This is a genomic window from Kitasatospora sp. NBC_00458, assembly GCF_036013975.1.
In the GTDB taxonomy this organism is placed as follows: domain Bacteria; phylum Actinomycetota; class Actinomycetes; order Streptomycetales; family Streptomycetaceae; genus Kitasatospora.
In genome coordinates this window covers 1,730,958-1,752,171 of sequence record NZ_CP107904.1, presented here as the reverse complement: position 1 = coordinate 1,752,171, position 21,214 = coordinate 1,730,958, and the positions used below count along the sequence as shown (strand labels likewise).

At 74.4% G+C, this 21,214-nt stretch carries 15 protein-coding genes; 10 read left to right on the top strand and 5 right to left on the bottom strand.

All coding sequences use genetic code 11. The features are described from left to right. Positions 1-48: 48 nt before the first annotated feature. Positions 49-534, top strand: a complete 486-nt coding sequence (locus tag OG550_RS06200) for a GNAT family N-acetyltransferase (protein ID WP_327675388.1) — start codon at positions 49-51, stop codon at positions 532-534. Positions 535-717: 183 nt separating this feature from the next. Here OG550_RS06200 and OG550_RS06195 read toward each other — a convergent pair whose 3' ends face one another. Then, positions 718-1,347, bottom strand: a complete 630-nt coding sequence (locus OG550_RS06195; protein ID WP_327675386.1) for a DJ-1/PfpI family protein — start codon at positions 1,345-1,347, stop codon at positions 718-720. A gap of 308 nt (positions 1,348-1,655) precedes the next feature. Next, positions 1,656-4,016, bottom strand: a complete 2,361-nt coding sequence (locus OG550_RS06190) for a collagenase (protein ID WP_327675384.1) — start codon at positions 4,014-4,016, stop codon at positions 1,656-1,658. Between the two features lie 421 nt (positions 4,017-4,437). Between OG550_RS06190 and OG550_RS06185 the strand changes: the two genes are divergently transcribed. The 6 genes from OG550_RS06185 (at position 4,438) to OG550_RS06160 (ending at position 12,114) form a co-directional block, all read left to right on the top strand. Then, on the top strand, positions 4,438-5,607 hold the full coding sequence (locus tag OG550_RS06185) for an aminotransferase class V-fold PLP-dependent enzyme (RefSeq protein ID WP_327675382.1): 1,170 nt from the start codon (positions 4,438-4,440) through the stop codon (positions 5,605-5,607). Positions 5,608-5,996: 389 nt separating this feature from the next. Further along, a complete protein-coding gene (locus OG550_RS06180) occupies positions 5,997-7,337 on the top strand; it encodes an ABC transporter substrate-binding protein (RefSeq protein ID WP_327675379.1) in 1,341 nt (446 codons plus the stop codon). Positions 7,338-7,369: 32 nt separating this feature from the next. Next, positions 7,370-8,260, top strand: coding sequence for a carbohydrate ABC transporter permease (locus OG550_RS06175; protein ID WP_442906134.1), 891 nt, complete (start codon positions 7,370-7,372; stop codon positions 8,258-8,260). Beyond that, positions 8,257-9,147 carry a carbohydrate ABC transporter permease gene (locus OG550_RS06170; protein WP_327675375.1) on the top strand — a complete coding sequence of 297 codons (891 nt, stop codon included), beginning with the start codon at positions 8,257-8,259 and terminating at the stop codon, positions 9,145-9,147. Before OG550_RS06175 ends, OG550_RS06170 begins: the two co-directional genes overlap by 4 nt. Positions 9,148-9,149: 2 nt before the next feature. After that, a complete protein-coding gene (locus OG550_RS06165) occupies positions 9,150-11,012 on the top strand; it encodes a glycoside hydrolase family 36 protein (protein ID WP_327675373.1) in 1,863 nt (620 codons plus the stop codon). A 19-nt stretch (positions 11,013-11,031) separates the two neighbouring features. After that, positions 11,032-12,114 (top strand): LacI family DNA-binding transcriptional regulator, encoded by a 1,083-nt coding sequence (locus OG550_RS06160; RefSeq protein ID WP_327675371.1) that lies wholly within the window; start codon positions 11,032-11,034, stop codon positions 12,112-12,114. Between the two features lie 162 nt (positions 12,115-12,276). Here OG550_RS06160 and OG550_RS06155 read toward each other — a convergent pair whose 3' ends face one another. Beyond that, on the bottom strand, positions 12,277-13,044 hold the full coding sequence (locus tag OG550_RS06155; protein ID WP_327675369.1) for an SDR family NAD(P)-dependent oxidoreductase: 768 nt from the start codon (positions 13,042-13,044) through the stop codon (positions 12,277-12,279). 233 nt (positions 13,045-13,277) lie between these two features. On the opposite strand from OG550_RS06155, the gene OG550_RS06150 reads away from it, so the two are divergent. Next, entirely contained in the window at positions 13,278-14,609 is a 1,332-nt protein-coding gene (locus tag OG550_RS06150; RefSeq protein ID WP_327675365.1) for a styrene monooxygenase/indole monooxygenase family protein, read from the top strand. A 114-nt stretch (positions 14,610-14,723) separates the two neighbouring features. Here the strand turns inward: OG550_RS06150 and OG550_RS06145 are convergent, their stop codons facing one another. Beyond that, entirely contained in the window at positions 14,724-17,564 is a 2,841-nt protein-coding gene (locus tag OG550_RS06145) for a hypothetical protein (RefSeq protein ID WP_327675363.1), read from the bottom strand. 258 nt (positions 17,565-17,822) lie between these two features. On the opposite strand from OG550_RS06145, the gene OG550_RS06140 reads away from it, so the two are divergent. Further along, entirely contained in the window at positions 17,823-19,271 is a 1,449-nt protein-coding gene (locus tag OG550_RS06140; protein ID WP_327675361.1) for a WGR domain-containing protein, read from the top strand. A gap of 188 nt (positions 19,272-19,459) precedes the next feature. Continuing rightward, complete coding sequence (gene paaI / locus OG550_RS06135; RefSeq protein WP_442906133.1) at positions 19,460-19,855, top strand: hydroxyphenylacetyl-CoA thioesterase PaaI; 396 nt, start codon at positions 19,460-19,462, stop codon at positions 19,853-19,855. Positions 19,856-19,931: 76 nt separating this feature from the next. On the opposite strand, the gene OG550_RS06130 is transcribed toward paaI, so the two are convergent. Further along, positions 19,932-21,188, bottom strand: coding sequence for a phenylacetate--CoA ligase family protein (locus OG550_RS06130; RefSeq protein WP_327675357.1), 1,257 nt, complete (start codon positions 21,186-21,188; stop codon positions 19,932-19,934). Between the last annotated feature and the right edge of the window lie 26 nt (positions 21,189-21,214).

The following is a 21,214-nucleotide window of genomic DNA, read 5'->3' as shown; positions in this document are numbered from 1 at the left end:
GGGAAAACCAGGTCACGGAAGGCGGGGCGGGCCCGTAGGGTGTCGCGGATGAAGATCCGAATCGCCTCAGACGAGGACTGGCCGAGCATCTACCCGTTCTACTCCGCGATCATGGCGGAGGGGCGGACGTACGCGTTCCCCGAGGGGCAGAGCCTGGAGGAGGCGAAGCCGTGGTGGATGGAGGCGCCGCCGGGGCGGACGGTGGTGGCCGTCGTGGACGGGGTGATCGCGGGCTCGGCGAAGATGGGGCCGAACAAGCCCGGGCGCGGTGCGCACATCGGGACCGGCTCGTTCCTGGTCGACCCGGCGTACCAGGGGCGGGGGATCGGGCGCGCGCTCGGCGAGTACGTGGTCGGCTGGCACCGTGAACAGGGGTTCCACGGGATCCAGTTCAACGCGGTGGTGGAGGTCAACGAGCCCGCGGTGCACCTCTGGACGTCGCTGGGCTTCGAGGTGGTCGGCACCGTGCCGGAGGTCTTCGACCACCCCGAGCACGGCCTGGTCGGCCAGCACGTGATGTTCCGCCGGCTCTGAGCTCCGCCCGCCGCGCGCTCGGCCGAGCCCTGGTGCGCCGACGCGGCGGAGGCGGACCGGCGGCCGGCCGGAGGCCGAACTCGCGGCGCTGCAACGGCGGATGCGGGGCCGGCATGCGGGTCCTACCAGGTGGGAGCCGATGGCCGAACCGGGCTGCCGCGCGCACGCCGGGGCCGGGCGGGCTCAGCCGCCGCTGACGATCTCCCGGGCCCGGGCCACGACCTCGGGCGTCGCCGTGGCCAGGGAGCCGCTGTCGAACGGCGGCTGGGGGCCGTACTCGGTGAAGAGCTGAATGGCCCGGGCGGTGAGTTCGTCGCTCAGCAACGCGCACAGCCCCAGGGCCATGTCGATACCGGCGGAGATCCCGGCCGAGGTGATGATCTTGCCGTGCCGGACGACGCGTTCCGCGGTGTAGGTGGCGCCGAACGTCTCCAGGTCGTCCATCGCCAGCCAGTGGGTGGTCGCGGTCTGCCCCGTGAGCAGCCCCGCCGCCCCGAGGATGAGCGCCCCGGTGCAGACCGAGGTGGTGAAGCGGGTCGTCTCGTGGATCCGGCGCACCCAGTCGATGAACTCCGTGTCGTCCAGCATCAGTCGCGCCCCTGCACCGCCCGGGACGAGCAGCACGTCGCAGGACTCGACCTCCGTGTACCGGGTGGGCACGTCCACCCGCATGGCGCCCAGCACGTCGGCGACCAGCCCCGGTTCGGGCGCGACGAAGCGCACCCGGGCGTCGGGGACGTTCGCCAGGAGCTCGTACGGGCCGATGGCGTCGAGCGGCTCGAAGAGCCTGAAGAGCGGGATCACGATGTCCATGGCGGGAGCCTATGCAGGCATCCGTGGTGCCTGAGGACGCATCCGCGGACACGCCCGGGCATGCGCGGCAAGTTCACGAGAACGGGTGCGGGGCCGCCGGCTCCCGGCACGGGAACGACGCCCCCCGGCCGAAGTCCTGGCGAACCGTCGGCACTTGAGCCCGATCGTCCGGGATCCCCGACGGAGTCGAGCCGAGGAGACCGGGGGAGCGCAGGGCGGGACGAGGGCGGCGCAGGGCACGACGGCACGGGGGGAACCGGGCCGAGGCGGCCCGGTTCCCGTTCACCCGGTGCGGTGGTGCCGCGCGGTCAGCGGCGCAGCGGGCCCTCGCAGGTGTAGTCGGCCGTGCCGGCCCGGCCGTTCGGCCAGACGTCGACCTTGCCGAACCAGCAGTTCATGTCGGCCAGGTTGTTGGAGGCGTCGGCGCCCCGGTCGAGGAGGTAGTAGTCGATGGTGCCCGCCATGTCCTTGCGGACGCTACCGGCATCGACGGAGTTGGTCAGGTTGGCGGTGATCCGTCCGCTGCAGCTGAAGCGCATCTTGTTGGACCAGTCGCCGTTGTCCTTGCACACGGGCGTGTTCTGGGTGGCCCGGGTGAAGGCGTCGCGGACCTCGGACGCCCAGGCGTAGTTGAGCGTGCCGTTGGCGGCGTAGGTGGTGACGGGCACGTACAGGCTGGGGAGGCGGCCGATCGCGTCGTCGAGGTACGCGGTGTAGTCGCGCTGGAGGCCGGCGTCCCGGCCGAGGCGGTCCTTCCAGGCGTTGTAGCCGTCGAGGTCGTCGGCGCGCAGCAGGCGGTACATCTCGGTGAACTTCTCGGGGTGCTTCTCGCCGAGCATGTTGAAGAACGCGGCCGCGTACGGGTAGGCGCGGAACCCGTACTGGGACCAGGTGGCGTGGAGGACCTCGTCGACCGTCATGGGGGTCTTCTTGGCACTCTTCTCGTCGGCGATCGACTGGAGCATGGTCCGGCGGGCCCGGACACCGTCCGCGGAGGTGGAGCCGGCGAAGTACTCGGCCGTGCCCTCGTTCATCGTGAAGGTGGCGTCGGAGGGCCAGCGGTCGGTGTAGCCGCTCTCCGGGATCGCCCAGCGGGCGTTGAGGTAGTGGGTGTACTCGTGGCGGAAGAGCTCTTCCAGGGTGAGGGTGGACTCCAGGGAGGTGCGCTGGTAGGTGAAGAAGGTCGAGATGCCTTCCAGGAACATGCCGCCGTTGGCGACGTCACCGATCCCGAAGAGCAGGTACTGCAGGGCCTGGTAGTCGGTCTTGGTCCCGTACAGCTGCACCGTCAGCACGGGGTGGGTGTCGTCGGCCAGCGGCTGGTCGGTGCCGACGGTCCGGAAGAACTGCGCCTTGACCTGCTTGGTGGCGTAGTAGAGCTGGTCGGCGGTGGCCCGGTCGAGGGAGGTGCGGACGACCAGGGAGCCGTTGTCGTAGGTGTAGGTGTTGGGGAGGACCTCCTGCTGGAGGTCGGTCCGGCAGGCCTCGTACTGCCCGCAGAGGCCGGTGTCGTTGGCGAGGACGGCGACGTAGCCCCACTGGGGGCTGAGCCGGCCGAAGACGTTCCGGACGCTGGTGATCATGGCGCCCGTGTTGGCCTTCAGCTCGGGCCGGAGCGACTCGATCGCGAAGAGGCGGGAGTACTCCGACATCGCGTCGCGGACGGCCCAGTCGCTGTCCGTGCCCTTGAGGTGGCCGTAGAAGGCGTAGGCGCGGAGGGCTTCGCGGAAGGCGGGGTCGGCGATGACCTTCTTGCGGTAGTCGCCGTCGTCCTCGACGACGTTGCCGACGCCCTGGGCGTTGATCTGGAGGGCCTGCTGGACCGCCCAGTTCCACCCCCGGTCGCCGATGGCGGCGCCGCCGGGGGCGAAGTAGCCCAGCACCCGGGTGGTGAGCGGGAGGCGGCCGGGGCGCAGCTTGGGGGCGGTGGAGGCCGCCAGCAGCTCGCCCATGGCGTTGCCGTTCGCGGTGGTCGGCTCGAACACCCGGGGGTTGGCGGTGTAGGCGGCGATGGCCCGCTCGATCGTGGCGGTGGTGGTGTCGTCGTTGAAGTCGAACTCGCCGTGGTTGAAGTCGAACAGGACCGCGACGTGCAGGAAGTACCAGAGGCCGCGCTGGTTCAGGTTGTTGGCGGGGTCGAAGCGCGGTGCGAGGGAGGTGATCCGGTCGGCGACCGTGCGGACGTGCTCCTGGGTGATGACCTTGGCGAGCTCCGGGCGCCACGTGCCCAACAGCGGGAGCAGGCAGTCGTCGTAGCCGTGGGCGGGGTCCGAGAGGAAGTCCGCCAGGGCGGCCGGGCCGAGGGAGGTGAAGAGGGCCAGGTCACAGGCCGGGCTCGGCGCGGCCAGGGCGGGGGTGGGGGTGCCCGCGGGGTCGGCGACCGGCTGCCCGGCGGTCGTCGTCGGCTGCAGGGCGGCGGAGGACGGGGCGCCCTCCGGGAAGGGGGGGCTGTCCTGGCCGGCGCTCCCGTGGGCGACGTGGCCGTGGGCGCTGTCCCCGTGGGCGGCGCCCCCGGAGGGGCCGGCGACGGAGATCGGCGCCGGAGCGGCGGTCGGTGCGGCTGCGCTGGGGGCGGCGGCCTGGGCGCTCTGGATGAGCGGGGCCGCCAGGGTCACTGCGAGTGCTGCCGAGAGCAGGACTGTGCGCAGGCGTGGAGCGGTGGGGGTCACCTGGACTCCTGAAGAGGTGTGAGGGTGTGCTGATGACGTGGAGCAGTGGGGTGCGCAAGCCACCGCGCAGGGCCGGGGGTGGGGGAGGCGGCCGTACGGAATGCCCGTGCGGGCCGGCGGCGGCGGTCGGCGGGGCCGTGCCGGAGCCGGGGGCGCAGGGGCGTCGAAGGTGGGGGTGAGGGAGTCGGCGATGGGGTGCCGACTCATCGATCAGTAAAATAGTAATGTCAAATTGCATTGCGCAAGTAGGTGTTGTGATGAGTTAGGGCGCCGGGTAACGAGAGGGTCTCGGACTGGGCTTTTGCCCTCCAGAGGTCTTGACGGGAACTCGATGGCGGGCGTTTGCTGGCATCCGCTCGTTCGGGGCTGATTGGTTCTGTTTGTTTCTGTGGATTTGAACGTTCAAATCGAGGGTGAGGCTATGGCGGTTCTGGTTGTGCCGGAGTATCTGCGGCAGTTTGCAGAGCCGTCCGGCTATCTGGACTTCGCACGGTTCGGGCCGGTCTCGGCGCGGGTGACCGAGGTCCTGGCCCGGTCGGCCGAACGCCTCCACCGCGAGGGCTGGGAGATCCTGGACGGGCTCGACGCGCAGACCGCGACGGCGGCCCGGACGGCCGGCGACGTCCTCGGCTGTGCGCCGCACGAGATCGCGTTCGTGAGCTCCACCTCGCACGGACTGTTCGCCGCCGCCCACGCGCTCGGCGCCGCCGCACCCCGCGGGACGGCCGGGCCCTCGGGCGGGACGGTGCTGGTGAGCCGGTCCGACTTCCCCGGCGCGCTCTACCCCTGGCTGCGCGCCTCCGGGAACGGTGGACTGACGGTCCGGCAGATCGACGGGCCGCTCACCGCGGACACCGTCCGGGCCCACCTGGACGACCGGGTGCGCGCCGTCTCGGTCTGCGCGGTCGACGCCGCCACCGGCACCCGGGCACCGGTCGCCGCCATCAAGGAGGCGATCGGCCCGCACCGGGTCCTGGTCGTGGACGCCATCCAGGCGCTCGGCGCCGTCGAGTTCGCCGCCGACGCGGCGGACGTCCTCGCGGCGGGTGGCCAGAAGTGGCTGCGGGCCGGCTGGGGCGCCGCCGTCCTGATGGTCCGCGACCGGGTGTCCGGGCAGCTCGCGCCCGGGCTCGGCGGGTGGTCCGGCGTGGTCGACCCGATCGAGGCCCCCGGACACCCCTGCCCCGCCCGGCCGGGCGCCGTCGCGCACACCGTCACCAACCCCGACGGTCCTGCGGTCGCCGCCCTGGGTGCCGCCCTCGCGCTGGCCCGTGACGTGGGCATCGGCCGGATCAACGCCCTGATCGCCGAGGCGCTCGACGGCCTGCTCGGCGCCGCCCGCGCGGCCGGCGCCGAGACCCACGGCGGCGAACGCGGCGTCGGCGAGACGCCCGGTGTCAGCGGGATCGCCCGGCTGCGACTACCCGGCACCGACCCCGCGGCCGTCCACCGCGTGCTCGCCGAGGCCGGCGTCTCGACCACCCTGCGCGGTGGCTGGATCCGGCTGTCACCGCACGCCAGCACGGACCCGGCCGCGGCCGGCCTGCTGGGCGACGCGCTCCGGACCGTCCGCGCCGTCCGGGCCGCCTGACCGCTCGACCCCCGTACCGCTCGACCGCTTGACCGCTCGACCGCCGTGCCGTCCGCCTGCCCGACCCCCCCGGGGCCGGCGGACGGGTGCACCGCCCTACCCGGTCACGCCCCGCCCGGTACCGCCCGACCCCGTACCGCCCGACCCCGCACCGCCCGCACCGCCCGACCGGCGGACGGGTGCACCGCCCGGCCGCGGGGGCCGCCCGCATCCGCCCGACCGGCGGACCGCCCGCACCCCTCGGGCACCCGGCCCGCAGCCACCCGCTGTCCCTGCCCGCCGGCCCGCCCGCAGTTCCCACCGGAAGTTCCCACCGGCAGCTCCCACCCGCTGTCCCCGTCCGGTCCTCCCGTTCGATGCCGTCCCCCTTCTTTCCAGAAAGGCATGACATGTCACACCTCTCCCGCCGTGACCTCCTGCGGGCCTCCGGCGCAGGCCTGCTCGCCCTGACCGCCGGCGGCGCCCTGTCCGCCTGCGGAGGCTCCGACTCCGGCTCCTCCGGCGGGGACGCCGCCACCGGCACCATCACCGTCTGGTCCTGGACCACGGCGGCCGAGGCGCTGCGCGGCGTGGTCCCCGCGTTCGAGAAGGACAACCCCGGGATCAAGGTCGACGTCCAGGACGTCGGCAACCCGGCGATCTGGGACAAGATCACGGTCGGCCTGGCGGCCGGCGGCCAGGGCCTGGCCGACGTCCTCCACATCGGCTGCGACTACCTGCCCGGCTACCTGGAGAAGTTCCCCGGCGGCCTGGCCGACCTCTCGGCGCTCGGCGCCGACGGCTACAAGGACAAGTTCGCCCAGGGCCTGTGGCCGGCCGTCTCCGACAAGGACGGCCGCATCCGCGCGCTTCCCTGGGAGGTCAACGCGCAGGGCTTCTTCTACCGCAACGACATGTTCGACCGGGCCGGGATCGACCCGACCACGTTCCAGACCTGGGACGACCTGATCGCCGTGGCCGAGAAGTTCAAGGCCGCCAACCCCGGCGTCGCGCTGTTCGGCATCAACAAGTCCGGCACCCCCTCGCCCGACCTCGACTTCCTGCAGTCGCTCATGCAGCAGCAGGGCGCCTTCTACTTCGACCTCAAGGGCGACATCACCGTCTCCTCCCCGGAGGCGATCCGCGCGCTGACCCTGGTCAAGCGCCTCGACGACGCCGGCCTGATCCTCGACGCCGCCAGCTCCACCATCTGGCGCAGCCAGATCAAGGAGGGCAAGCTCGGCGCCAACCCGCTGGCGTCCTGGGGTGCGCACTGGATAGAGAGCAAGTTCCCCGAGCAGAGCGGCAACTGGCGCCTCACCCAGCCGCCGGCGGTCACCCCCGGCGGCAAGCGCACCGCCATCGTCAACTCCACCCACCTGGCCGTCTCCGCCACCAGCCCCCGGCGCACCGCGGCCTGGAAGTTCGTCGAGTACGCCCTCACCCGGCCCGCCTCCGTCAACTCGATGTTCAACGCCGGCGGCGTCTTCCCCGCGCTCACCGCGGCCTACCAGGACCCGATCTACAGTGCGCCCAACGCCTACTACGGCGGCCAGCCCGTCCTGAAGACCTTCGCCGACCTGCTCGGCCAGGGCGGCGACGCCACCAACTACTCCGGTGACTTCGCCCGCGCGCTCAAGCTGGTCAACGACGCCCAGGCCAAGGTCCTGACCAAGGGCGCCGACCCCGCCGCGGCCCTCCAGGACGCCGCCAAGCAGCTGGCCCAGCAGACCGGGCGCAAGATCAAGTGACGACCGCACTCCGCCCCGCCGCCCCGCCCCGGATCCCGGCGCCGCCACCCTCCCGGCGCCGCGCGATCCTGCGCCGCAAGGCCCTGCCCTACCTGCTGCTCGCCCCCGCGCTGGTGACGTTCGGGGTGTTCAAGGCCTACCCGATCGTCTCCTCGCTGCTGCTGTCGCTCACCACCGGCTCCGGCGCGAACACCCGCAACGCGGGCCTGGCCAACTACCGCAAGCTGCTGGACGACCCGCTGTTCTGGACGGCGCTGGGCAACACCGCCCGGATCCTCGTCGTGCAGGTCCCGCTGATGCTCGCGCTCGCGCTCGGGCTCTCGGTCGCCCTCCACGCGGCGCTCGTCCGCTTCCGCACCGTCTGGCGGCTGGGGATCTTCATGCCCTCCGTCACCGGCCTGGTCGCCACCGGCGTGGTGTTCGCCTTCCTCCTCGACACCGACCGCGGCGCCGTCAACAGCCTGCTGGAGGCGATCGGCCTGTCCGGCGTCGACTGGCTCGGCGACGGCTTCTGGGCCCGGATGGCCGTCGTCCTGGTCCTCACCTGGCACTACACCGGCTACAACGCCGTCATCTACCTGGCCGGCCTGCAGGGCATCCCGAAGGAGCTGTACGAGGCCGCCATGGTGGACGGCGCCGGCCCGCTGCGCCGGTTCTTCTCGATCACCCTGCCGGCGCTGCGCCCCGTCCTGCTGTTCACCGTGGTGCTGTCCACCATCGGCACCCTCCAACTGTTCGACGAGCCGTACGTCCTCACCCGCGGCGGCCCCGACAACGCCACCCTCACCGTCTCGATGTACCTGTACGACAACGGCTTCCGGTACTTCGACTTCGGCTACGCCTCCGCCATCGCCTACGCGCTCACCCTGATCGTCTCGGTGCTCGGCGCGGTCCAGATGCGCCTGATGGGAGAACGCGAATGACCCTGACGACGCGGGCGACCCGCGTGGCACCTCCGACCACCGGGACGACGGCGGGGAAGGGGCTCCGGGCCCGGCTGCGCGGCTGGCCCACGACCCTGATCCTGGCCGCGGTCACCGGCCTGTCCGTCGCCCCCTTCTACTGGCTGGTGATCTCCGCCACCCACAGCGACGCCGACATCTTCTCCTGGCCGCCCAAGCTGCTGCCCGGCTCCCACCTCGGCGAGAACCTCTCGCACCTGGACGCGAAGATCGGCATCGGCCGGGTCCTCCTCAACTCCCTGCTGGTCTCCGGGGTGCAGACCATCGGCGCACTCGTGGTCGCGCTGCTCGCCGGCTACGCCTTCGCCAAGTTCAGGTTCCGCGGCCGGACGACGCTGTTCGTCGTCCTGCTGTCGACCCTGGTCGTGCCGGACCAGGTGCTGCTGGTGCCGCTCTTCAAGATGATGATGTCCTTCGGCCTGATGGACAGCTACCAGGCGCTCATCCTGCCCGGCCTCTGCGTGCCCTTCGCGATCTTCCTGATGCGGCAGGCCCTGGCCGGCATGCCGGACGAACTCCTCGACGCCGCCCGGGTGGACGGTGCGGGCGAGCTCCGGGTGCTGTTCGGCGTGGTCGTCCCGGTCATGCGGCCGGTCCTGGCCGCGCTGGGGATCTTCCTGTTCCTCGGTTCGTGGAACAGCTTCGTCTGGCCGCTGATCGCCCTGCGCAGCCCCGACATGCACACGCTGCCGGTCGCCCTGGCCACCCTGCACGGCATGAAGAGCAACACCGACTACGGCCTGATCCTCGCCGGGACGGCGCTGTCCACCCTGCCGATGATGGCCCTCTTCCTGGCCCTTCAGCGCCAGTTCATCTCCGGCCTGCTGGCCGGTGCCACGAAAGGCTGACCATGGAACCGCCCACGAGCGAGCAGAGCGACCCGTCGACCTCGGCCGAACAGTCGATCCCGACCGACCCGTCGAACCAGGCCGAGCCGTCGGCCCCGGCCGAGCAGGCCGGCCACGAGGAGATCTGGGAGCCGCACGCCCCCGCCACCACCGCACGCCCCCGCCGGGTCGCCGCCGACGGCATCGACCTGCTGGTCACCGGCGAGGCGAGCGTGCGCACGGTGGCCGAGGGTGTCATCGAGGTCACCGCCGAGGACGCCGGCGAGGTCCGGATCGAATGGCGCACCCCCTGCGTCGACGCCACCGCCTTCTGGACCCCCGACCCGCGCGGCACCGGCTGGCTGCCCGCCGCCTGGAGCGCCCCGCGCCGGGTCACCCTCTCCCGCGGCGCCCCCGTCGCCGCCCTGGTCGGCACCGGTGACAGCGCGATCTGCGCCTTCGCCGCCGACCGCGAGGACGCCCTGGCCGGTGCCGGGGTCCTGGAGGAGACCGGCGACTTCCGCTACTGGGTCCAGGCCACCGGCCGGCTGACGGTCCGGATCGACACCTCCGGCCGGCACTTCGCCCGCTGTCTGGCCGCGGTCGCCGACTGGTGGCAGTCCGGCCGGACCGCGTCCGTCCCCGACGTCGCCCGCCGCCCCGCCTACTCCACCTGGTACTCGTTGCACCAGAACATCACCCCCGAGGCCGTCGAACGGCAGGCCGCCCTCGGCAAGGAGCTCGGCCTCGACACGATCATCGTCGACGACGGCTGGATGACCACCGACCGCACCCGCGGCTACGCCCACTGCGGGGACTGGGAGCCCCGCTCCCTGCCCGACACCGCCGCCCACGTCGGCCGCGTCCACGACCTCGGCGTCCGCTACCTGCTCTGGTACGCCCTCCCCTTCATCGGCAAGGACAGCGCCGCCTGGGAGTCCCTCTCCGGCTACGCCCTCGCCCACGCCGACCACATGGGCGCCATCGTCGCGGACCCCCGCTACCCGAAGGTCCGGCAGCACCTCGCCGACAGCCTCGCCCGGGCCGTCGAGGAGTGGGGGATGGACGGGCTGAAGGTCGACTTCGTGGACTGGTTCGGCGTCCAGGACGTGCCGGAGGCGGGCCCCGAGGCCGACTGCGCCACCGTCGACGAGGGCCTGCACCTGCTGCTCGCCGAGATCCGCCGCCGGGTCGACGCGGCCTGCCCCGAAGGCATGATCGAGCACCGCCAGCCCTACGTCAGCCCCGGCCTGTGGCCCTACGCCACCATGATCCGGGCCACCGACTGCCCGCTCAGCCCGCACGAGAACCGCCAGCGCACCATCGACACCCGGCTGATCGCCGGTCCGCTCGCGGTCCACGCCGACATGCTGATGTGGCATCCCACCGAGAGCCCCGAGCAGCTCGCCTGCCACCTCATCAACGTCCTCTTCTCCGTCCCGCAGATCTCCGTCGACCTCGCCGTCCAGAGCCCCGCCCAGCGGGAGGCCCTCGCCTTCTGGCTCGGCGTCGCCCGCGAGCACGTCGACACCCTGCAGCTCGGCGAACTGCTCCCGGCCCGGCCCGACCTCGGCTACCCGATGGTCACCGCGGCGGGCGCCGGGACGGGCACCACGGTCGTCGCCCGCTACGCGGCCCTGCCGGTGGACGCGGGCGACGGTGCCGGTCCGTGGCGTAGCCTGCTGGTCGCCAACGCCGACGCCGATCCGGACGTGCGGCTCGTCGGCGGCCGGGGCGCGGCCGAGGCCACCGTCCAGGACGCCCGCGGGCGGACCGTCCACCGGGGCACCGTCGACCTCGTGGACGGCGGTGTCACCGTCACCGTCCCCCGGGGCGGGCTGCTGACCCTGCGCCGTCCGGCGCAGGTGCCGGACGGCGACAACTGACCCACCGACCGGAGCAGCCATGACCGAGGGAACACGCCCCGCGCGCCGCGCCACCACCATCGCGGACGTCGCCCGCGCGGCCGGCGTGTCCCGGCAGACCGTCTCCAACGCGCTCAACGCCCCGCACCGCGTCCACCCGGACACGCTCGCCCGGGTCACCGCCGCGATCGACCGGTTCGGCTACCGGCCGGACCAGTCGGCCCGCTCGCTGCGGACCGGCGAGCGGCGCACCATCGGCTACCTCGCGCCGGTGGACGACCCGTTCGACCCCAACCCGCTGATGGCGGGGTTCCTGGAGGCCCTGGTGGACGCGGCCGGGGCGGAGGGCCACCGGGTCCTGCTGGTCCGCGCGGCACCGGGGGAGGCGCAGGCCCGGGCGGCGATCGACGACCTGGTCGCGGCCCGCCAGGTGGACGGGCTGGTCCTCGCGGACGTGCTCCCCGAGGACGCCCGGGTCGCCCACGCGGCCCGGGTCGGCGTCCCGTTCGCCTCCTTCGGCCGCACCGCGCCGGGGCTGCCGCAGCACTGGGTGGACATCGACAACGCCGCCGCCACGGCGGAGGTCGCCCGTCACCTGGCGGATCGCGGCCACCGGCGGGTCGGCTTCGTCGGCTCGCCGGTGGCCGCCGCGGTGGCCGCGGTGGTGCGGCCGGTCGGGGAGGAGGCGGACCCGGGGAAGGCGGTGGAGGCACCGGCCGAGCTGCCGTGGCTGGCGGCGCGCCGGGAGGGCTTCCACCGGGAGGCGCGCCGGCTCGGCCTGGACGTCGTGCCGGTGCCGGCGGCCGGGACGCTGCGCACCCTGCTGCGCGATCCCGACCGCCCCACCGCCCTCGCCGCCGACAACGACCTGGCGGCCCTCGACGTCTACGAGGCCGCGCGCGCCGAGGGCCTGCTGGTCGGCCGCGACCTCGCGGTGACCGGCTTCCACGACACCCCGCTCGGCCGGCACCTCCACCCGCCGCTCACCTCGGTCCGGTTGCCGCTGCGGGGGATCGCGGTCGCACTGGTGGGGCTGCTGCTGGCCCAGGTGCGGGGTGAGCAGGTGCCCGGCGCCGGGCTCGAACTGTCCGCGGAACTCGTCGTGCGGGCGAGTTCCGGCTGAGCGCGGCGTCCGTGGCGGGCCCCGGCCCGGTGTGGGGCCGGACCGGGGGCACGGGGCGCGTCCGGCCGCGGGAGTCGACAGCCGCGGCCGGACCGCCCCGCGCGGGTCTCCGGTCCGGCGCCGAGCCGCTCCGCGGCGGCGCCGGAGGGCGGGTGCCGGAACTCAACGGCCGTGCTCGGCGCCGCCGTTGACCTGGATGATCTGGGCGGTCAGGTGGCCGGCGCCCGGCGAGGCCAGCCAGCGGGCGGTCTCCGCGACGTCGGACGGGCGACCGGCCCGGCGGGTGTCGGCCTGCTCGACCAGGGTCTTCTCGCGCTCCGGGGAGAGCGCGCCGCGGAAGAACCCGGTGTCGGCGACGTAGCCGGGGGCGATCACGTTGACGGTGATGCCGCGCGGCCCCAGTTCGGCGGACAGGTCGTAGGCGTAGGGGTGCAGCGCGGCCTTGGCCGCGCCGTAGGAACCCGAGCCCGAGCCCCGGTACGCGGCGATCGAGCCGATCAGCAGGACCCGGCCGCCGGGCGCCGCCAGCCGCTCCTTGAGCGCCTCGGTGAGCAGGACGGCCGTGAGGGTGTTGGCCCGGAAGTTCTCCTGCCAGTGCCAGGCCGCGCCGGCGAGGCCGTCCGTCCGCCCGGCGGGGGCGCCGAGGGCGGCGTTGCCGCCCGCGCTGTTGACCAGGACGTCGACCCGCTCCCACCGCTCGCCGATGCCCGCCGCCACCAGTCCGGCCCCGGCCGGATCGGACAGGTCGGCGGCCAGGGCGACCGGTGCCGGCGCGCCGGGGTGCGCGGCCCGCAGCCGCTCGGCGGCCCGGTCGAGCACCTCGGCGCGCCGTCCGGTCAGCACCACCTGTTCGCCCTCGCCCGCGAACGCCTCCGCCACGGCGTACCCGATTCCGGTGCCGCCGCCGCTCACCACCACCACCCGTGCCATCGGCCGGGCCTCCCCTCGTCGTCGACCGGCGCCGCGTCCCGGCGCCGCCGCCCGGTCCGGCGGCCGCGTACGTCCGGCGCCCGCCCGGTCCGGCTCCGGCCAGCCTACTGATCTCGGCACGGGCACCGGGTGCGGAGCGGAGGGCCGTCACACCGCGGTCATCCCGCTTCACCGGCGGACGAGTTGACGTAGTGTGGCGGTCACACGGTGGACATCGACGGGCGGAGGACACCATGCGCGGGATCGCGATCGTCGGGGCGGGCCAGGCCGGACTCCAGCTCGCGCTCGGGCTGCTCGCGCTCGGCGGGTACCGGGTGACGGTGGTCTCCGCCCGCACCCCGGAGCAGTTGCTCGCCGGACCGGTGCTGTCGACGCAGGCGATGTTCGGCCCGGCCCTGCGGATCGAGCGGTCGGCCGGACTCGACCTGTGGGCCGGGGCGGCGCCCGCCGTCCGGGACGTGGACGCCGTGCTGGTGCCCGAACCCGGCGTCCGCGCACTGGAGTTCACCATGACGCTGGACGAGCCGGCCCAGTCGGTGGACCAGCGGCTGAAGATGGCGCGCTGGCTGGAGCTGGTCGCCGAGCGCGGTGGCCGGGTCGAGTACCGGAGCCTGGACCGGGCCGGTCTGCGGGAACTGGCCGCGGCGAACGAGCTGACGGTCGTCGCCGTCGGCCGCGGCGGACTGGCCGGGATCTTCGAACGGGACGCCGCCCGCTCGCCGTTCGACGCCCCGCAGCGGACGCTGGCCGCGCTGTACGCGCACGGGGTCGGCGCGCCCGACCCGTCGGCCGGACCGCGGGCCCGGATGCACGCCGTCCCCGGCGTCGGCGAGCTGTACCTCCAGCCCGCGCTGACCCTCTCCGGCCCCTGCGACATCCTGCTCTGGGAGGCCGTTCCCGGCAGCCCGTTCGACTGCTTCGCGGACCGCCCCGACCCCGACGAACAGCTGCGCAGGATGCGGGAGTCGCTGCGGACGTACCTCCCCTGGGAGGCGGAGCTCTGGGAGGCCGCCGAGCCGACCGACGCCGGGGCGTCCCTGTACGGGGCACTGACCCCGGAGGTCCGGCGGCCGGTCGCCCGGCTGGACGGCGGCAGCGGCGGCAGCGGTGGCAGCGGCGGTGGCGGCGCGGCGGCGGGCGGGGCGGACGGCCCGGCCGTGCTCGGCATCGGCGACGCGCTGGTGGTGAACGACCCGATCACCGGCCAGGGCGCGAACAGCGCCGCCCGGGCGGCCGCCGCCTACCTGGTGGCGATCGTCGCCCGGCGCGGGGAGCCGTTCACCACGGAGTGGATGCACGACACCTTCGAGCGCTTCTGGCACCGGCACGCCCGCCACACCGTGGAGTTCACGGCGTCGATGCTGACCATGCCCGACCACCTCCAGGCCGTCTTCGGGGCCGCCGCAGAGCACCCGGCGGTGGCCCGCAGGCTCGCCAACACCTATGCCGAGCCGATCGATTACGCGGCCTGGCTGGCATCCCCGGAGCTGACGGAGGAGTACCTCGCCACGGTCCGGTCCGCCGCCCCGGGCGCCGGGCCGGTGCCGGACGGCCCGCTGCCGTAGCGCACCGCCGCAGCGGACCGGGGACGCCCCCGGCACTCCCGTCCCGGCACTCCGCCCTCTCGCGGGGCCCTGCCGCCGCTGAGCCCTCCTGCTGGGCCGCCCCGCCTCGGCCCTTCAGCCGCCGTCGCCGACCCGCAGCTCGGTGGCGATCTGGCGGCGGCCGGAGACCAGCGCCTCGGCGAGGATCCCGGCCGCGACCAGGGCGGCGAGGCCGAGCGTCGGCGGCACCACCGCCCAGCCGCTGACGGGCAGGCCGGGCGGCACCCTGGTCCCGAGCAGGGCGGAGAGGTCGAAGACCGGTCCGAGCACGGTGACGGCGGTGAGCGCCGCCAGCGCCCCGCCGGCCGCGGCGAGCAGTGTCTGCGGCAGGGTCTCGGTGAGGATCAGCGCCAGGCCCTGCCGCGGGCGCAGGCCCATGGTGCGCAGCCGCGCCAGCGACGCGGCGCGGTCCGGGGCGGCCCGCAGCAGCGTGAGCAGGACGGCGAGCAGGGCGAACGCCCCGGCGCCGGCGGCGGTGACCAGGAAGAGCCGTGAGGCGGCGTGCTGGACGGGGTCGGCGGCGATCTCGGCGATGAACTCCTCGCTGGTGTACATCGCGTACCCCTCGGGGAGGGAGTCGGGGTTCGGACCGGCGGCCGGGATGCCGGTGAGGCGGGCGGTGTCGGCGACGATCTCGGTCACCGGCAGCCGGTGCGCCAGCAGCCGGACGGCCTGCCGGTCGACGTCGCCGACGGCGAACCAGTAGGTGCGGCGGGCGAGTTCGGGCAGCAGGGCGACGGAGGGCCCGGCCGGGAGGACGATGAACGGGCGGGTCGAGTCGCGCAGGGCCGGGGTGGCGTCGATGGTGGCGACCCGGGCGGCGGTCAGTTCGCCGTTGCTGCGGAAGCGGATCCGCCGGCTGTCGGCGTCACCGCCGAGCCGGGCGACGAGGTCCGCGGAGTACAGCGCGGGGACGGGGGTGTCCGGCAGCCCGGCCGGCTCGGGGACCCCGCCGGCGGGGGCGGCGGCCGCGGCGCCGCCGAGTGCCGCCGGGTCGAAGGCGCCCCGGCCGAGGGAGCGGGAGATCTCGGCGTAGGCGACCGGGTCGGCGACCACGACGGAGATGGTGAGCGGGCGGTCGCCGGGCCGGAGCACGACGACGTCGGTCTCCATGAAGACGGCGGTGGAGGCGGTCACCCCGGGCAGTCCGCCGGCGGCGGCGGTGAAGGAGTCCGGCAGGGTGATGCCGGTCGGTCCGCTCAGCATGGCGTCGCCGCCGACGGCGAGCCGGGAGCTGTGCACCCGGCCGGAGTCCACCGCGTCGACCAGGTTCGCGCCGAAGCCGGCCGTGGTGGCGGCGAGCAGCAGGGCGAGGACCGGCAGGACGGCGGGGCGCGGGCGGTCGCCGGTGCCGCGTGCGGCGCGGGCCAGGCCGAGGAAGCCGACCGCGCCCCGCCGCCGGCCGACGAGCCGGGCCAGGGCGCCGACCAGCGGCGGCTGGATCCGGGCGATCAGCAGGCCGGCGGTGAGGGCGATCAGCAGCGGGGTGGCGACCACCAGCGGGTCGAGTCCGCTGCCGGACGGGGCGACGCCGCGCCGCCGGACCTCCGCCACGGCGGCGGCCGTCAGGGCGAGGACGGCGAGTTCGCCGACGAGCCGCCGCCGGCCGCCGGCCGGGCGGGGGCGGGCGAGCAGGGCCGCGGCGCGCAGCGGGAAGGCGAGCAGGCAGACCAGGGCGACGGCGGCGCCCGCCAGGACGGCGGCACCCCGGCGGGGGGTCGGCAGCAGCAGGAGGGCGAGCGCGGTCCCCAGGACGGCGGGGGGCAGTACCGTCACCGCGCCCTCGCCGAGCAGCCGCCGCAGGATCCCGTGCCGTGAGCCGCCGCGGGCCTGGAGCAGCCGGACCTCGGGCGCGCGCCGGTCGGCGGCCAGGGCGGCGGCCAGGCCGAGCACCACGGCGACGACGCCGGCCAGTCCGGCCGGGCCGATCGCGGCCAGCGGGGCGGCGGCCTCCCGGCGTTCGGTGGCGAGCGTGAACAGCTGCGGCAGCAGGGAGACGGTGCGCAGGTCGGAGCGGCCGGTGGTGACCATCAGGCCGGCGGCGGTGGGGCCGGTCAGGTAGGAGTTGATCTCGGTGGCGGCCTGCGGGAGCCGGTCGACGCGCAGGGAGTCCGGGTCGACCGGCTGCCGCCAGAAGGCGTGTCCGCCCTTGGCCCACTCGACGAGCCTCGCCAGCGAGTCGTCCCCGACGACGCCGGTGGTGTACCAGGCCCGGAGCCTCTCGCCGGTGTCGGGGATGTCCAGGCAGCCGCGGGTCACGCAGTTGAGGTCGGTCCAGTACGGGTCGGCCTCGTCGTGGGCGGTGTAGAGGCCGACGACCTCGACCCCGCGGGCGGGGGCGGGGTCCATCTCGGAGAGGAGCACGTCGCCCAGGCGGATGTTCATCTTCTCGGCGGCGGGGGTGGAGACCGCGATCGGCATCGGCCGGTCGCGGGGCGCGCCGGTCGGCCACCGGCCGGCGGCCAGGTCCGCGTGTTCGGAGAGCGCGGCGAGGTGGAGCAGGTGGAGGGCCGGGGAGTAGCCGTCGGGCCGGGCGAGTCCGGGGTTGCCGAGGGTGGTGGCCTTGGCGCCGAAGACGCCGTGGACCGGACCGCTGTCGGCGATCCGGAACTCCCCGCCGGTGCGGGAGGCGAGTTCGGCGGCGACCGCCGCGAGCTCGTCCGCGCCGTCGTCGGCGCGGACCTCGGAGGTGCTGTACAGGCTGGTCCCGCTCGCGTTGCGGGCGCGCAGGAAGTCGCGCAGGGCGGCGTCCGCGCTGATGTCGACGGCCCGGGGGAGCGCGGCGGTGAGGAACACGGCGGCGAGCACGAGCACGGCGTTGAGCACCGCCGCGAGCCGGGCCGACCGGAGTCTGGTGCGCACCCACGGGGCGGGTTGGTGCTCGGCGCGGACCGGGTCGAGGGTCTGGCCTTGCATCCGCGTCTCCCGCCCCCGTACGCCCCGCTCTCCCGCCGTGGACGCCGCACCGACCCCGGTGCCTGATCACCGGATAGCGGACGATGCTGTCAGACGTGTGCGGGGAACGGAAGGTCCGTTCGGGCAGGATGACGACCCCTCCGGCCGCCGGGTTGTCGGTGACGTCCTCTATGTTCTGGGATGTCGAGGGGCGCACCGCCCCGGACACCGAAGTCCGTTCCACCCCCCATGCACATCGCGCCCGGAAGGGGCCCCGCCATGCCGGCCACCGCCGCCGATCAGACGACGTACCTGGAGCTGTCCGAGGACAGCGGCAGCGCCCACAAGTTCTACGAGGTCCGGGTCGCCGGGGTGGAGGTGACGGTCACCTACGGGCGGATCGGCGACGGCGGCCAGACCAAGACGACGGCGTACCCGTCGCCGGAGAAGGCCGCGGCGGCGGCCGCCAAGAAGATCGGCGAGAAGGTCCGCAAGGGCTACGCCCCGGCGGTCCGGGGGGTGCGGCAGCGCCGGGAGGTGACGCGGCGGGCGATCGTCAGCAGCCGCTCGACGGCCAGCCAGGCGCCGGTGCTGTGGCGGTTCAGCTCCGGGGCGGCCGCGTTCGGCGTCTTCGTCGGCGAGGAGCACGCCTGGGTGGGCAACGAGCGCGGCGACGTCTACACGCTGACCCACGACGGGCGGGTGACCGGCCGCTACGGGCTGCCCGACGGCGTCAAGTGCATCGTCGCGGACGACTGGTGGATCTACGCGGGCTGCGACGACGGCAAGGTGTACGACCTCGGCGGCAAGGTGCCGCGGGTGGCGTACGAGATAGCCGAGGACGTCGACATCTACTGGCTGGACATCCACGACGGCGTGCTGGGCGTGGCCGACGCGCGCGGCGGCATCACCACCGTCGACCACGAGGACGAGTTCCAGTGGCGGCGCAAGGCCGAGGGCACCGACGGCTGGATGGTGCGCTGCGACGCCGACGGCGTCTACCACGGGCACTCGCGCGGGGTGGCCCGGTACGCGGCGCGCGGCGGCGAGCCGGTCTGGCACACCCGCACCGACGGCGCCGTGCTGTTCGGCTGGCAGGAGCGGGACGAGGTGTTCGCCGGGACGTCGCGCGGCTCCGTCCACCGGCTGCGCAAGGCGGACGGCTCCGAGGTGGCCCGCTACCGCTGCGACGCGGCCGTCTTCTCCTGCGCGGCCTCGCCCGACGGCCGGTTCGTCTTCGCCGGGGACAACCACTCCTCGGTGTACTGCTTCGCGGCCGACGGCACCCGGCTGTGGAAGCTGGGCACCGGCAGCGGTTCGGCGTACAGCATGCAGTACCGCGACGGCCGGCTGTACCTGGTGACCACGGACGGCTCGCTGGTCTGCCTGGACGCGAGCGAGGCGGCGGTGCGCGACGCGGAGCAGGGCCTGCTCCCGCAGGCCGCCGAGGTGGACGGCAGCGGCTGGACGGCCGCGGTGGCCGGGGCGGAGATCGAGGCGGTGGTCGCCGGTTCGGCGGGCGCGGCGGGCGGCATCGAGGTGGAGTGCGTGCAGGACGGCGCCCGGCTGCGGGTGCGGGTGGTCTCGCCGGGCTTCGACGCGACCCGCCGGGTGCAGTTCCCGAAGGACATCCGGGTGCCGGGCGCCCGCTACCTGGTGGCCGAGGTGCTGGAGTCCGGCAGCGGCTCGTTCTACCGGGCGCGCGGCGACATCAAGCGCCTGCTCTGAGGCGTCCGCTCCAGGGAGGATTCCGTTCACCCGGTGGACCGTTGACAGCCCGTCGTGGGCCTCGGTGTAATGCGGTTGCCATGCGGACGCGCGGCACACCGACCACTTCGGGCCGTCCCCGGGGAAAGCAGGATGTCATGGGTGCGGAGACTGCGGTGGCGGCGGAACCCGCCGGGTTGAACTCGCGGATGGCCGCCCTGTACGAGCGCGACCTGGCCTGTCGCGGCCTGGGCATCGCGCTCGACGAGGTGGCCACCGGGCGGGCGCTGATGCGGATGCGGGTGGCGCCGTCGATGGTGAACGGGCACGGGATCGCCCACGGCGGCTACCTGTTCCTGCTCGCCGACGCGGCGTTCTCCTACGCGTGCAACAGCTACGGCCCGGTGACGGTGGCGCAGGCCGCGCAGGTCACCTTCCTGGCTCCGGCGGCGGTCGGGGACGAGCTGGTCGCCGAGGCGGTGGAGCGGGCGCGGTCGGGGCGCACCGGCGTCTACGACGTGACGGTCCGGAACGGGGCCGGGACGGTGATCGCGGAGTTCCGCGGCCAGAGCGTGATGCTGGCCGGGAAGCCGCACACAACCTGACGCCTGACGGTCCGGGACCTGACGGGCCGGTGCCCGGACGGGGGAGAGCCCCCGTCCGGGCACCGGCGCGACCGCGTCAGGCCGGCGGGCGCTCGTCCACCACCTGCTGGAGCTTGCCGGTGCGGGGGTTGGTGACCAACTCGGCGCGCGGCACCCACTCGACGGTCAGGTGGTGGATCGCGCCGTCCGCCACGTCGTGCGGGTAGAGCGGACGGGCCGCGTACACCGCCTCGACCAGCTGCTCGCTCAGCCCGGCCGGGGGCGGCTCCTCGGTGTAGCCGAGCCGGAGGACCAGGCCGTCCTTGCCGTCCCAGCGGCGCTGCACCAGCTGGATGCCGGAGATGAGCCGGTCCGGGTCGGCGGCCACCAGCACCGCGCGGATCTCCTCGGTCGGCATCGCGACGGTGCCGATCCGGGCGCCCTCGACGGACCGGCCGACCAGCCGGAAGCGGCCGCGCCCGGGGTCGACCCACTCGGCGCGGTCGCCGGTCGGGTAGCGCAGGATCGGCATCAGGGTGCGGAACAGGTTGGTGACCACCACCCGGCCGGGCACCCCGGCGGCGGTGATCGGCTCGCCGGTCACGTCGTCGACCAGCTCCACCACGGTGCGGTTCGGGAAGGCCTCGTGCACCCGGACGTCGTCGCCCGGCACCGGCGCGCCGACCAGCCCGGCGTCCACCGAGGCGTAGCCGATCGAGGCGACGGCCGCCTTGGGGAACGCCCGGGAGAGGAGCGGCCGCAGGTCGGCGAAGAGCAGGTCCCCGCCGAACAGCAGCAGTTCGATCCGCTCGGCGGTCCTCCCGTTCTTGACCAGGTACTCGGCGACCGAGCTGAGCTTCATCGGCTCGCCGGCCAGCACGTCGACGCCGAAGTCCTCGATCAGGTCGGCGATGTACGCGTCGGGCGCGGCGCCGACCGGCAGCCGGACGTTGTCGACCGGCGCGTGGTGCAGGGCGTTCTCGATGTAGAGGAAGCCGCCGTACAGCTCGCCGGCCCAGAACAGGTTGGCGACCCGGTGCCCCGGCTTGAGGCCGGCCTGGACCAGGCCCGCGCCGAAGGCGGTGACCGAGTCGGCGTGCTCGGTGCGCGACCAGGGCGAGAACTTGGGGACGCCGGTGGTGCCGCCGGTCTTGTAGACGCCCCCGTCGAGCAGCGGCCCGGTCAGCAGGCGGTTCTCCGGCCAGGAGTTGGCGGCCCAGAAGGCGGTCTGCTCGATGACGGGCAGCTGGGTGAGGTGGTCGATGCGCTCGGGCAGGTCGCGGTACAGCTCCGCGTAGAAGGGGGAGTTCCTCCGGGCGAAGTCGACCAGCTCGGGCAGCGGTTTGGCGGGCACGGTGCTTCTCCTGACTGCTGGGGGTG